The sequence below is a fragment of the Barrientosiimonas humi genome (assembly GCF_006716095.1).
Taxonomy (GTDB): domain Bacteria; phylum Actinomycetota; class Actinomycetes; order Actinomycetales; family Dermatophilaceae; genus Barrientosiimonas; species Barrientosiimonas humi.
The window spans coordinates 159,957-171,692 of sequence record NZ_VFOK01000002.1 but is presented as its reverse complement, the minus strand read 5'-3'; the positions used below and the strand labels follow the sequence as shown (position 1 = coordinate 171,692).

The 11,736-nt window shown below is 73.2% G+C and carries 13 protein-coding genes; 4 read left to right on the top strand and 9 right to left on the bottom strand.

Going from position 1 to position 11,736, the window contains the following annotated elements; genetic code table 11:
• Positions 1-7: 7 nt before the first annotated feature.
• Both uraD and tadA read right to left on the bottom strand, forming a co-directional pair.
• On the bottom strand, positions 8-1,909 hold the full coding sequence (gene uraD, locus FB554_RS16555; protein ID WP_142007776.1) for a 2-oxo-4-hydroxy-4-carboxy-5-ureidoimidazoline decarboxylase: 1,902 nt from the start codon (positions 1,907-1,909) through the stop codon (positions 8-10).
• Positions 1,910-2,186: 277 nt separating this feature from the next.
• Entirely contained in the window at positions 2,187-2,621 is a 435-nt protein-coding gene (gene tadA / locus FB554_RS16550) for a tRNA adenosine(34) deaminase TadA (protein WP_236022419.1), read from the bottom strand.
• Between the two features lie 64 nt (positions 2,622-2,685).
• Between tadA and upp the strand changes: the two genes are divergently transcribed.
• Entirely contained in the window at positions 2,686-3,330 is a 645-nt protein-coding gene (upp, locus tag FB554_RS16545) for a uracil phosphoribosyltransferase (RefSeq protein WP_142007774.1), read from the top strand.
• A gap of 1 nt (position 3,331) precedes the next feature.
• On the opposite strand, the gene FB554_RS16540 is transcribed toward upp, so the two are convergent.
• Complete coding sequence (locus FB554_RS16540) at positions 3,332-4,585, bottom strand: MFS transporter (protein ID WP_142007773.1); 1,254 nt, start codon at positions 4,583-4,585, stop codon at positions 3,332-3,334.
• Positions 4,582-5,157 carry an ArsR/SmtB family transcription factor gene (locus tag FB554_RS16535; RefSeq protein ID WP_142007772.1) on the bottom strand — a complete coding sequence of 192 codons (576 nt, stop codon included), beginning with the start codon at positions 5,155-5,157 and terminating at the stop codon, positions 4,582-4,584. The genes FB554_RS16540 and FB554_RS16535 overlap by 4 nt, the downstream gene beginning before the upstream one ends.
• A 166-nt stretch (positions 5,158-5,323) precedes the next feature.
• Between FB554_RS16535 and FB554_RS17275 the strand changes: the two genes are divergently transcribed.
• From FB554_RS17275 to def, 3 genes are all read left to right on the top strand, one after another.
• Positions 5,324-5,491 carry a hypothetical protein gene (locus FB554_RS17275; protein WP_170206952.1) on the top strand — a complete coding sequence of 56 codons (168 nt, stop codon included), beginning with the start codon at positions 5,324-5,326 and terminating at the stop codon, positions 5,489-5,491.
• Positions 5,492-5,499: 8 nt separating this feature from the next.
• The gene (locus FB554_RS16530) at positions 5,500-6,489 is read left to right on the top strand and encodes a PH domain-containing protein (RefSeq protein ID WP_142007771.1); all 990 of its coding nucleotides are present in this window, start codon (positions 5,500-5,502) and stop codon (positions 6,487-6,489) included.
• A gap of 99 nt (positions 6,490-6,588) precedes the next feature.
• Positions 6,589-7,167, top strand: a complete 579-nt coding sequence (gene def / locus FB554_RS16525; RefSeq protein ID WP_142007770.1) for a peptide deformylase — start codon at positions 6,589-6,591, stop codon at positions 7,165-7,167.
• Positions 7,168-7,197: 30 nt separating this feature from the next.
• On the opposite strand, the gene FB554_RS16520 is transcribed toward def, so the two are convergent.
• The 5 genes from FB554_RS16520 to FB554_RS16500 form a co-directional block, all read right to left on the bottom strand.
• The gene (locus FB554_RS16520; protein WP_142007769.1) at positions 7,198-7,986 is read right to left on the bottom strand and encodes an energy-coupling factor ABC transporter ATP-binding protein; all 789 of its coding nucleotides are present in this window, start codon (positions 7,984-7,986) and stop codon (positions 7,198-7,200) included.
• Positions 7,983-8,777 carry a cobalt ECF transporter T component CbiQ gene (gene cbiQ, locus FB554_RS16515; protein ID WP_142007768.1) on the bottom strand — a complete coding sequence of 265 codons (795 nt, stop codon included), beginning with the start codon at positions 8,775-8,777 and terminating at the stop codon, positions 7,983-7,985. Before cbiQ ends, FB554_RS16520 begins: the two co-directional genes overlap by 4 nt.
• Position 8,778: 1 nt before the next feature.
• Entirely contained in the window at positions 8,779-9,849 is a 1,071-nt protein-coding gene (locus tag FB554_RS16510; protein WP_142007767.1) for an energy-coupling factor ABC transporter permease, read from the bottom strand.
• Between the two features lie 149 nt (positions 9,850-9,998).
• Positions 9,999-10,268 carry a DUF4242 domain-containing protein gene (locus FB554_RS16505; protein ID WP_142007766.1) on the bottom strand — a complete coding sequence of 90 codons (270 nt, stop codon included), beginning with the start codon at positions 10,266-10,268 and terminating at the stop codon, positions 9,999-10,001.
• Positions 10,269-10,412: 144 nt separating this feature from the next.
• A complete protein-coding gene (locus tag FB554_RS16500) occupies positions 10,413-11,612 on the bottom strand; it encodes a GAF domain-containing protein (RefSeq protein ID WP_142007765.1) in 1,200 nt (399 codons plus the stop codon).
• Positions 11,613-11,736: the final 124 nt, after the last annotated feature.

Genomic DNA, 11,736 nt, shown 5'->3' with positions numbered 1-11,736 from the left:
ACGGGGTTCACCGGGCCCGCGCGGTGTGGATCGGGTTGGCGTCGGCGACCAGCACGTCGAAGCGGTGGCCGGCGATCTTGGCGATCTCGATGAGGGCGGTCTGGCGCTCCTGCACCGGGGCGTTGTCGAGGCGCTCGTAGCCCTGCGCGACCAGCGCCTTGACGTCCTGCACGTCACGCACGCAGGTGATCAGCGGCATGTCGAACCGCGCGCGGTAGGCGTCGGTCAGCCGGTCGACCTCCAGCTGTTCCTCCTCGGGCAGGTAGGTCAGGCCGTGCACGCTCTGCTCCTGCGCCGAGTCGGGCCCGCTCGCACCCTCCTGCACCTGGCGTCCGCCGAGGTCGGGGTAGGCCGCGATCAGCTCGTTCTGCTCCGCGGGGTCGGCGGCGAACAGCGCCTCCTGGAACGCGTGCCGCAGGTCACCGGTGTCGCGGAACGGGCGCTGGTCGTACGCCCGCTCGACCACCCAGTCGGGCCCCTGGAACAGCCCGCCGAAGGTCGCGACGAACTCCTCACGCTCCATCTGGTTGACCTGGTCGAGGCGGATCAGGTTGCCCGGCTCGCCCGCGACGGCCGGACCGATGTCCTTGCCGATGTGGTGGAAGACGAAGTTGAGGACGATCGCGGTCAGGCTGCCCAGCGTGATGCCCGATCCGAACAGGATCTCGGCCCAGTCGGGCACCGCCTGCGCCACGCCCGGCTGCACCGTGACGTAGATGGCCAGGCCGACCGCGGTCGCGACGATGACGACGTTGCGGTGGTCGTGGAAGTCGACGCGCGACAGGGTCTGGAAGCCGACGACGGCGACCGTGGCGAACATCGCGAGCGCCGCGCCCCCCAGCACCGGGTAGGGGATGCCGGCGACGAGCGCTCCCGCCTTGGGGATCAGACCCAGCACGATCATGAAGACGCCCGCCGAGGCGACCACCCAGCGGCTCTTGACGCGGGTCAGCCGCACGAGGCCGACGTTCTCGGCGAAACAGGTGTAGGGGAAGGAGTTCAGGACGCCGCCGATGGTGGTCGACAGCCCGTCGGCCCGCAGCGCGCGGGCGACGTCCTCGCGGCCCACCCGCTTCTTGACGATCTCGCCGGTGGCGAACACGTCGCCGGTGGTCTCGACCGCGGTGATGAGCATGACGACGAGCATCGAGACGATCGCCGCGAAGGAGAACTTCGGCCAGCCGAAGTAGAACGGGGTCGTGACGCCCAGCCAGTCGGAGGTGGCGATCGCGTCGAACTTCGCGTCGCCGAGCAGCCAGGCGATCGCGGTGCCGCTGACCAGTCCGATGAGCACCGCGACGGTGGCCATGAAGCCCTTGAACACCCGCTGGATCAGGACGATCAGGAACAAGGTGCCGAGGGCGTACGCCATGTTCTTGCCGCTCGAGGGGTCGGCCGAGTCACCGGCTCCGCCGACCGCGTCGCCCGCGGCGACCGGCAGCAGCGCGATGCCGATGATGGTGATGACCGAGCCGGTGACCACCGGCGGGAAGAAGCGGATCAGCTTGCTGAAGTAGGGCGCGGCGAAGAACGTCGCGAGGCCGGCGACGATGACCGCGCCGTAGATCACGAGCAGACCGTCGGTGCCCCCGCCGGCCGCGAGGCCGATCGCGATCATCGGCGAGACGGCGGTGAAGGTCACGCCCTGCAGCAGCGGCAGCCGCACGCCGACCTTCCAGAAACCGACCGACTGGATGATCGAGGCGATGCCGCAGGTGAGCAGGTCGGCGTTGATCAGGTGGATCAGCTGCTGGGTGTTGAGCCCGATCGCGTTGGCCAGCAGGATCGGCACGATCACCGCGCCGGCGTAGAACGCGAGCACGTGCTGGAAGCCGTAGATCGCGAGCTTGGGCGCAGGGAGCACCTCGTCGACCGGGTGGACCGGTCTGGTGCGGACGTCGGTGGCCATGGGGAACTCCTTGCTCTCCTGCAGGCCGCGGGGCGCGGCCGGTCCTGGCTCCTCGCGTCAGATATATTCCGTCTGGCGGAATATATCTTGCGAATACCGGAACGGTAGGACCGCGCCTGGACGCGGTCAAGCATTCTTCGAGATCTGGGTCACACCGTGGGACAACCCCCCTGCACATGAAACCGGGTTTCGTTCGTTTGACCTCAATGCATGAGGGTCAAACGGCCGTAACCCGGTTTCATGCCGGGTTGGGGGTACGTCGGGGCGGGGGCGTGGGTCAGGGGCGGCGGGCGCGGAAGAAGTCGGTGAGCAGGGCGGCGCACTCCTGCTGGCGTACGCCCCCGACGACCTCGACCCAGTGCGGAGCTCTGGTGTCGCGCAACAGATCCCACCGGCTGCCGGCAGCCCCGGCCTTGGCGTCCCAGGCCCCGAGCACGACCCGCTGCAGCCGCGCCTGGGCCACCGCGCCGGCGCACATCGCGCACGGCTCCAGGGTGACCACGAGCGTGCAGTCGTCGAGCCGCCAGCCGCCGCGGCGCTCGGCCGCCGCCCGCAGCGCCAGCACCTCGGCGTGGGCGAGCGGGTCGCCGTCGGCCGTACGCCGGTTGCGGCCCGCCCCGACCACCTCGCCGTCGGCGTCGACCACCACCGCACCGACCGGCACGTCGCCGGTGGTGAGGGCCGCGCGCGCCTCGGCGAGGGCATCCGTCATCCAGGCCGCGTAGCGGTCGGCGAGGGCGCCGGGCAGCAGGTCGCTCACGGCTAGAGTCTGGCCCATGCGCGTCATCGTGGCCGACCACCCGCTCATCGCCCACAAGCTCACCTATCTGCGGGCGCAGGAGACCGACTCGCCGACCTTCCGGCGGCTCACCGAGGAGCTCATGACGCTGCTGGCGTACGAGGCGACGCGCGAGGTGCGGGTCGAGCCGTTCACCATCCAGACGCCGGTCGCGCTGGCCGAGGGCATCAAGCTGTCGACGCCCAAGCCACTGATCGTGCCGATCCTGCGCGCCGGTCTCGGCATGCTCGAGGGCATGGTGCGGCTGCTGCCGAGCGCCGAGGTCGGCTTCCTCGGCATGGCGCGCGACGAGGAGACGCTGGAGGCCGTGACCTACGCCAACCGGCTGCCCGACGACCTGTCCGGACGGCAGTGCTACGTGCTCGACCCGATGCTCGCCACGGGAGGCACGCTCGCGATGTCGGTGCGCTACCTGGTCGATCGCGGCGCCGACGACATCACCGCGATCACTCTGCTGTGCGCGCCGGAGGGCATCGCGGCGGTCGAGCGCGAGCTCGCCGACCTGGACGTGCCGTTCACCCTCGTGACCGGGGCGATCGACGAGCGGCTCGACGACAACGGCTACATCGTGCCGGGCCTCGGCGACGCCGGCGACCGGCTGTACGGCGTGGCCGTCCAGTAGGTCAGACGCCCGGCGCCGCCGCCCTCTCGGCAGGTTCCGGCAGCCGACGGCCGAGCCGCCACACGCTCGGCACGGCGAGCGCCGCCAGGCTGATCAGCAGGTAGGCCACGCCGCTGATCACCGCGAGCCACCGCGGGTCGGCCACGGCGGCCAGCCAGCCGAAGACCGTGGCGCCCACCGGCATCGCGACGAACGAGCCGAGCGCGTCGTAGGACGCCACGCGCGACAGTGCCCGCTGCGGGACGTTCTCCATGAGCGCGACGTTCCAGCCGGTGCCGAAGACCTCCATGCCCATCCCGGCGGCGAAGGCGACCGGCAGCAGCAGCCAGACCGAGGGCGCGACTCCCAGCATGACCAGCGCAGGCACCACCAGGCACACGCCGAGCATCCCGGCGCGCAACGGGTGCCGCAGCTGGCCACGCATGAGCACCACGGTCATGAGCACGGCGCCGACCGCCTCAGCCGACAGCACCAGGCCCCAGCCGCGCTCGCCCAGCAGGTCCGGGTGCCGCGTCGCGATGAACGGACCGAGCACCACCCAGGCACCGACATGGATCGCGTTGAGGAAGCCGAACGCGAGCACGATGACCCACAGCCACTGCCGGGAGGTGAACTCGCTCCACCCCTCGCGCAGGTCGTGCAGCATGCTCGTCGTCGCCCGCGCGACCGGGGGGATCGTGACGCGGGCGAGGGCCAGGACGGCGATGGCGTACGTCATCGCGTCCACCGCGAGCGCCCAGCCTGCTCCGGGGCCGGCGACGATCAGCCCGGCGAGCGCCGGGCCGATGACCGTGGTGCCCTGCATCGCGAACGACATCAGCGCGTTGGCCTGCTGCAGCAGCCGGTTGGGCACCAGCTGCGGGACCAGGCCCTGCATGGCCGGCATGGTGAAGGCGGTGACCGCGCCGTTGATCGCCTCGATGGCCACGATCGAGGCGACGGTGGCGTTGCCGGTGATGACCAGCCAGGCGACGGCCCCCTGGGTCAGCGCGGTCAGCACGTGCGACACCTGCAGCACGACCCGCCGGGAGAACCGGTCGGAGACGACCCCGCCGACCAGCAGGAAGACGATCGTCGCGGTCGTGCGCGCCGCCATCACGAGACCGAGCGCCACCGCCTTCTGCTCGACCTCGAGCACCGCGAAGGCCAGCGCGACGGGTGCCATCGACGAGCCGGTGCGGGAGACCGTGCGCGCGATGAAGAACCAGCGGAAGTCCTTGTCGCGCAAGGCTTCCCAGGAGTCGGAGAGCTTCACGACCGCTCCGTGCGAGCAGCCTCGCCGGGCATGGTGAACAGGCTCGCGACGATCGACACCGGGACAGCCCCCTCGGTGCGCGGCGGGAGGGCCGCGGCGTGGGCGAGCCGGCTCGCCTGCTCGACGTGGTCGACGACCTGTGCCCAGACCTCGGGCGGCAGCCAGGTCTCCAGGTCGGCGAAGACCTGCTGGGTCTGCACCGCGGGGTGGTGCCCGTGCTGGGCGGCTCGGCGCTGCAGCTCGACGCCGACCGCCTCGAGGATCGCCTGCAGCGAGCCGGGCGAGGACTCCGCGCCGCGCCACGGCTGCGGGCCGTCGTCGGAGCCGCGGAACTCGGTGTAGCGGTACTTCTTCGCCTTCCCGCCCCGCACGTTCTGCGTGCCGACCACCTCGACCTTGCCCGCATCGGACAGCCTCCGCAGGTGATAGCTCGCGTTGGCCTGGGTCAGGTCGAGCTCGCGCGCCACCTCGGCCGCAGACAGCTCGGCGCCGGTGAGCAGCGACATGATGCGCAGCCGCACCGGGTGGGCGGTGGCCCTCAGCCGCTGCAAGGCCTCATCCTCCCAAGACATGTTGGGGAGTATCCGCGGGCGGTCGGCAACTGTCAAACAGTTGTTTGGGGGACCTCTCCCGGCGAGTCACACCCGTCACAGCAGCCCCAGCTGTGGCACCATCGAGACGATTCGTGCGCGGCAGCATGCGCCGCGGGCGGCGGAATCGACCAGTCAGAGGGACGTCATGGCCAGAGTTCGGCAGTTCGTGCCGTGGGTGATCGCGGCCTTCCTCGTGTATGCCGTCATCACGTCGCCGGACAAGTCCGCCGACACGGTCCGCAACCTGTGGGACATCCTCGCCCAGGGCGTGCGCAACATCGGCCAGTTCTTCGGCAACCTGATGGGCTCCTAGGCCCGACCGTGGCCGAGTTCGACCCACGGGCGGTCGCTCGCCTGGAGCCCTATCTGCTCCCCGGGGAGCAGATGCGCGTGGCCATGCAGGAGCACTGGGCCGCCAAGGTCGAGCCGGTCGTCACCGCCCTCGTCGGGTTCGTCGCGGTGCTCCTGATCAGCGCGTGGATGCCGGCCGGCCTGGGCGTGCTGTCGGACGTCGCGTGGTGGCTGTGGTTCGCGCTCCTCGCCCGCGCCGCGTGGTCGCTGGTCGAGTGGCACGTCAGCTGGTTCATCGCCACCAACAAGCGGCTGCTGCTGCTCTACGGCGTCGTCACCAAGAAGGTCGCGATGATGCCGCTGTCGAAGGTCACCGACATGTCCTACTCGCGCAGCGTCCCCGCCCGGCTGCTCGGCTTCGGCACCTTCACGCTGGAGAGCGCCGGCCAGGAGCAGGCGCTGCACGAGATCACCTACGTCCGTGACCCCGACGAGACCTACCGCACCATCTGCCAGGAGATCTTCGGCAGCTCCGACCCGGCCGACGCCTGGCCCGGTGGCGGCACGAACGGCCCGTACGCCGGCGGCACCGACCCCGACGACCCGGACCTGCCCGGTGGTCCCGGTGGTCCCGGCGGCCCGGACCGGTCGGGCGACGACCCCGACGGCGACGGGCCCGACGACGGCGACGACCCGCGCGACCCGGACGAGGAGCGCGAACCCGCCGACGAGGCCGACCCCGCCGACCGGCGCGGCGACCGGCGCGACCCGCACGACACCGACGTACCCGTCCAACGACTCGGCAGCTATCTCGCCCCGACCGACCGCTCGTCGTTCGGGCGGCGCTGGGTGCGCCGGCCCCGTCGCGACCGGCCAGGGACCGCGCCCGCGCGACGGACCGCCGCCGGGCCGCTCGAGGCGACCGACCCCGCCGACGACGCCCCCGGCTGGGAGGTCAGCCACGAGGACGCCTCGCCCTACGAGCAGGTGCCGCGGCGCAACGCCGGCTGGTGGGACTGAGGGCACTGCCCGTCGGGCGCGCGCACCGCCGCAGATAGGGTCGGAGCCCGGTCGCCGACCGGCGAATCCCCGCTCGCACCACCGAAAGATCACCGCACCATGGCTGTCCGCCCCATCACCGTCATCGGCCACAAGGCCCTGCACCAGCCCACCAAGAAGGTGCGCGAGGTGACCGACGAGATCCGGACGCTGGTCGAGGACATGTTCGACACCATGGAGGCGGCCAACGGTGTGGGTCTCGCGGCCAACCAGGTCGGAGTTCGCCTGCGGCTGTTCGTGTTCGACGTGCCCGACGACGAGGACGAGACGGTGAACCACCGCGGCGTGATCCTCAACCCGGTGCTCGAGAAGGGCGTCGTGCCGCCGGGCGAGGTCCCGCGCGAGGAGGGCGGCGAGGGGTGCCTGTCGATCCCCGGCGAGCACTTCCCCACCGCCCGCGCCGACTGGGCGCGCGTCACCGGCACCGACCTCGACGGCAACGAGCTGGTGATCGAGGGCACCGGGCTGCTCGCCCGCGCGCTGCAGCACGAGACCGACCACCTCGACGGCAAGCTGTTCGTCGAGCGGCTCACCCCGACCGTGCGCACCCGCTCGCGCGAGGCGATCAAGCAGCGCGGCTGGGAGGCCGCCCACATCACCAAGTGGGACCCGTCGACCACCGACGCCGAAGACGTCTGAGCCGCTGGGCCCGGCAGGTGCCGGGCGGGATCACACCAGCCGGAAGCCGTACGGCAGCTCCAGGCGGTGCGCGTGCAGCAGCTCCTCGTCGGCGAGCAGGTCGCGCGTCGGCCGGTCGGCGACGACCCGTCCCTGGCTCATCAGGGCCGAGCGCGAGCACAGCTCGAGGGCGTACGGCAGGTCGTGGGTGACCATGAGCACGGCCACCGGGAGCCGGTGCAGGATCTCGGCCAGCTCGCGCCGCGCGGCCGGGTCGAGGTTGCTCGACGGCTCGTCGAGCACGAGCACCTCGGGGTCCATCGCGAGCACCGTCGCGAGCGCCACGCGCCGCCGCTGACCGAACGACAGGTGATAGGGCGCGCGGTCCTCGAAGCCGCTCATCCCGACCAGCTCCAGCGCCCGCTCGACCCGCTCGCGCAGCGCGTCGCCGGTGACGCCGTGGTTGGCCGGCCCGAACGCGACGTCGTCGCCGACGGTCGGCATGAACAGCTGGTCGTCGGGGTCCTGGAAGACCAGGCCGACCCGGCGGCGCACCTCGCTCAGCGTGTCGCGGGCGAGGCGCACCCCGCCGACCGTGATCGCCCCGGCGCCGGTGCCGCCCGCGACCGCACCGAGGATGCCGGCGAGGTGCAGCACGAGGGTGGTCTTGCCGGCGCCGTTGGGCCCGAGCAGCGCGACCCGCTCGCCGGGCTCGACCCGCAGGTCGACGCCGAACAGCGCCTGCCGGCCGTCGGGGTAGGCGAAGGCCAGCTGCTCGACCTCGAGCGCGGGCGCGGGGCCCGGGCCCGCGTCGGCGGGGCCCCGGTCGAGATCGGTCACCGGGCCACCAGCGCGACGGCGAGCGTCAGCAGCGCGGCGGCCGGCAGGGCCAGCGCGAGCGCCCAGTCCCGACGGGCCGGTGCCGCCCCCGCCAGCGCTGGCACCGGACCGTCGAGTCCGCGGGCGAGCATCGCGCGGTGCACCCGCTCGCCCCGTTCGTACGTCCGCACGAAGGTCGATCCCGCGACCGAGGCGAGCGAACGGAGCCGGGCGCCGCGGCCCGCGCGTCCGCCCCGGGCGAGCCGGGCCACCTCGGCCCGGGCGAGGTCCTCGCGCGCGATCGACAGGTAGCGGATCGCGAAGCCGAGGATGCCCACGAGCACCGCGGGCAGCCGCAGCCGGCCGAGGCCGACGAGCAGCTCGCGCGGCGCGGTGGTGGCGGCCAGCACGATCGCGGCGACGACACCGAGCGTGCCCCGGGTGAGCAGCAGCGCGCCGCCCTCGAGCCCCGAGCGCGACACCGCCAGGCCGAGCACGTCGACCCGCGGGCCGGTCGCGACGAACGGCATGAGCAGGGCGAACACGACGAACGGCGTCTCGACGAGCATCCGCCGGGCGACCATCGCGAACGGCAGCCGGGCCAGGCTCACCACGCCGACGAGCAGCGCGGCGTAGACCAGAAAGGCGGGCCACGCCGACGCCGGGGTGGCGACGACCACGACGACGAAGGCGAGCAGGGCGACGAGCTTGACCTGCGCGGGGAGCGCGTGCACCGGGCTCTCCCGCCGCACCAGCAGGCCGTCGACCCCGGCGGTGGCGGGGACGAGGGCGGGGCTGGTGGTGGCGGCCATGTCAGCGGCTGCCGACCGGGGTGTCGTCGTGGGTGCCGGCGGGCGCACGGTCGTCGTCGCGGCGGGCACCGCGGCGCACCACCCAGGCGATCCCGGCGCCGACGAGCACCGTGACGAGCACCCCGAGGATGCCGGCGAGCCCACCGGACAGGAACGCGTTGTCGATGCCGGCGATGCCGTAGTCGGCCGTCGGGCTGTCGACCAGCGCGTGGTCCTGGCTGGTGAAGCCGAACTTCTCGGCGACGGTCTCCAGCCCGTCCGGGTTGGCGCTGGCGAAGTAGCTCACCGTCCCCGCGACGACCAGGCTCGCGGCGAGGAAGGCCAGCACGGGCGTACGTCCGACGCGGGTGGCGGGACGAGCGCCCACCTCGTCGGCGGCGACGGTCCGGCTGTTGCCCTGCGCGTCGACCAGCTGCAGGTCGCGGCGCAGGTGGCGGGCGACGTAGACCAGGTCGGGGCGGGTGGTGAGCACGGCGCTCACGACCGCGCCGGTGATGAGCGCCTCGCCGATGCCGATGAGGGTGTGCCAGCCGACCATGGCCGCGGCCACCCGGCCGGTCGGGATGTCGACGGTGCCGCCGAGGGCGTACAGGCCGGTGAAGACCAGCGCGGCCGCGGGCACCGACACCAGCGCGCCGATGCTGCTGGCCGCGACGACCGACCCGCGGGTCTTCGGGAGCACGCGCAGCAGCGCCGCCATGACGAGATATCCGGCGAGCACGGTGACCGCGCCGAGCACCGAGACGTTGGTGCCGAGCGCGGTGAGGCCGCCGTCGGCGAACAGCACGCCCTGGATCAGCAGCACCACGGTCATGACGAGCACGGCGGTCCACGGCCCGACCAGCGCGGCGGCCAGCGCCCCGCCCATCAGGTGGCCGCTGGTGCCGGCGCCGACCGGGAAGTTGACCATCTGGGTGGCGAAGACGAAGGCGGCGACCAGGCCGGGCAGCGCGGGGCCGGACTCCTTGATCTCGGGCGCGGCCTTGCGCAGCGCCAGGCCCACCGCGCCGACGGCGACGACGCCGGTCGCGACCGACGTCGGCACGTCGAGGAATCCGTCGGGGACGTGCATGGGGGCCTCCTGGGGCCGGTCGCGCGGGGAGCCGGTCGATCGCATCGATTAATCGGCATGCAACACCCAGGTGCGACTCCGTCGCAACTGCCCGAGCGGATGGGTCTCACTCCCTGTCCGACCCGGCCGCGCCGGCGGGCCCACGGGGGTCAGGCGCCGGTGCTCGGGTCGATCGTGCGGCGTACCTCGCTGATCGCGTCGGCCGGGAAGCCGCCGCGCTGCGCGTGCTCGCGGATCTGGTCGGGGTCCTCGGCGTCGTAGACGCAGTAGATCTTGTCGTCGGTGACGTAGCTCTCCACCCACGAGATGCCCTGCATGCCCGACAGCACCTCGTTGGACTTGGCGCTGATGTCGTGGATCTGCTCGTCGCTCAGCTGCCCCGCGCCGGGGAGCCCGCGCTCGATGACATAACGGCCCATGACCGCTCCTTCGCTCGGTGCGACCCGGCGGGCCGCCGTGCTCGCGACGCTAGAGCGGGCGGGCGACCGGGCGCCTCCGCCAGCACGGCAGGCACGCCCTGCCCGGCCGGCCAGGTGCCCGTACGTCCGTGGCCGGGCGGGCGGTCAGGGCGCCCGCAGCGCGGCGTCGAGCCGGGCCACCTGCGCCGCGACCATCGGGTGCAACGGGGAGCGCGCGGGCAGCGCCGCGGCCTGCGCCTGCCAGGCCTCGAGGTCGTCGGCGCCCGCGGCCGTGCGGGTCCAGGCCGCCATGAGGTCGGCGCGGCCGCTGGCGAGCACGGCCGCGCGCAGCGACCACTCCAGCTCGTCGGCGAGGTCGGCGACCCCGGGCGACTGCGAGCGCAGCAGCAGCCGCCCGCGGTAGGCCCGCAGCGCGCCCTCGACGTCGCCGGCGCTGAGCAGGGCGGCGACGGCGTACCAGTCCGCGGAGACGCTCGGCAGCAGGCGGTAGGGCCGCGAGCCCACCATGTCCTCCCCGAGCACCGCGCGGAGCCGGTTGAGCTCGGCGCGCACGGTCGCGGGGCGCACGTCGTCGGGATAGACCAGGGTCGCCAGCTCCTCGCCGGTGAGGCCCTCGGGGTGCGCGGCGAGCAGCACGACGATCTCGCTGTGGCGCGCCCCCAGCCGCACCGCGCGGCCATCGACGCCGCGCAGGATCGCCTCGTCGCGACCCAGCGCCTCCAGCTGCACGCTGCCGGTGCGCACCTGCGGGGTCAGCGCGGCGGGGGCGGCGCCGGCCAGCTCGGACTCGGCCATCCGGGCCGCCGCCCGGATCATCGCCACGGTCTGCGGCACGATCAGCGAGCCGCCGCCGGTGACGTCGAGGACGCCGAGCACCTGGCTGGTGCGCGGGTCGTGGATCGGGGTGGCCACGCAGCTCCAGCCGCGCACCGACTCGCGGAAGTGCTCCCGCTGGTCGACCGAGACGGTCTCGCCGAGCGCGAGCGCGGTGCCGGGCGCGTTGGTGCCGGTGACCCGCTCGTCCCAGTTGCTGCCCGGCACGAACCCGATGCGCTCGGCCCGACCCATCGCGGCCGAGGAGCCAGTGACCCACAGCAGCTGCCCGTCGGCGTCGCCGACCGCGAGCACGGCGTCGCAGCCGCGCACCGCGGGGCCGAGCACGTCCTCCAGCAGCGGCAGCACGCGCGCGAGCGGGTGCAGGTCGCGGGCGGCGCGCAGCTGGTCGTCGGGCAGCGTGATGGGGGCCTCGGCCAGCTCGACCTGCACGCCGTGGGCGGCGGAGCGGTGCCAGGAGGCGCTGATCTGGGCACGCATGCCGGGATCGGTCTCGGGGCGTGGGGGCATGGCGGTCCTTGTCCGCTGAGGTCCGGTCCCTCCCGATCATCGGCCCTCGGCGCCGCGGACGCACTACCCGGACGGGCAGGCTCAATACCGGCTCACCACCCGCACGGGCGATCTACAGTTGAGC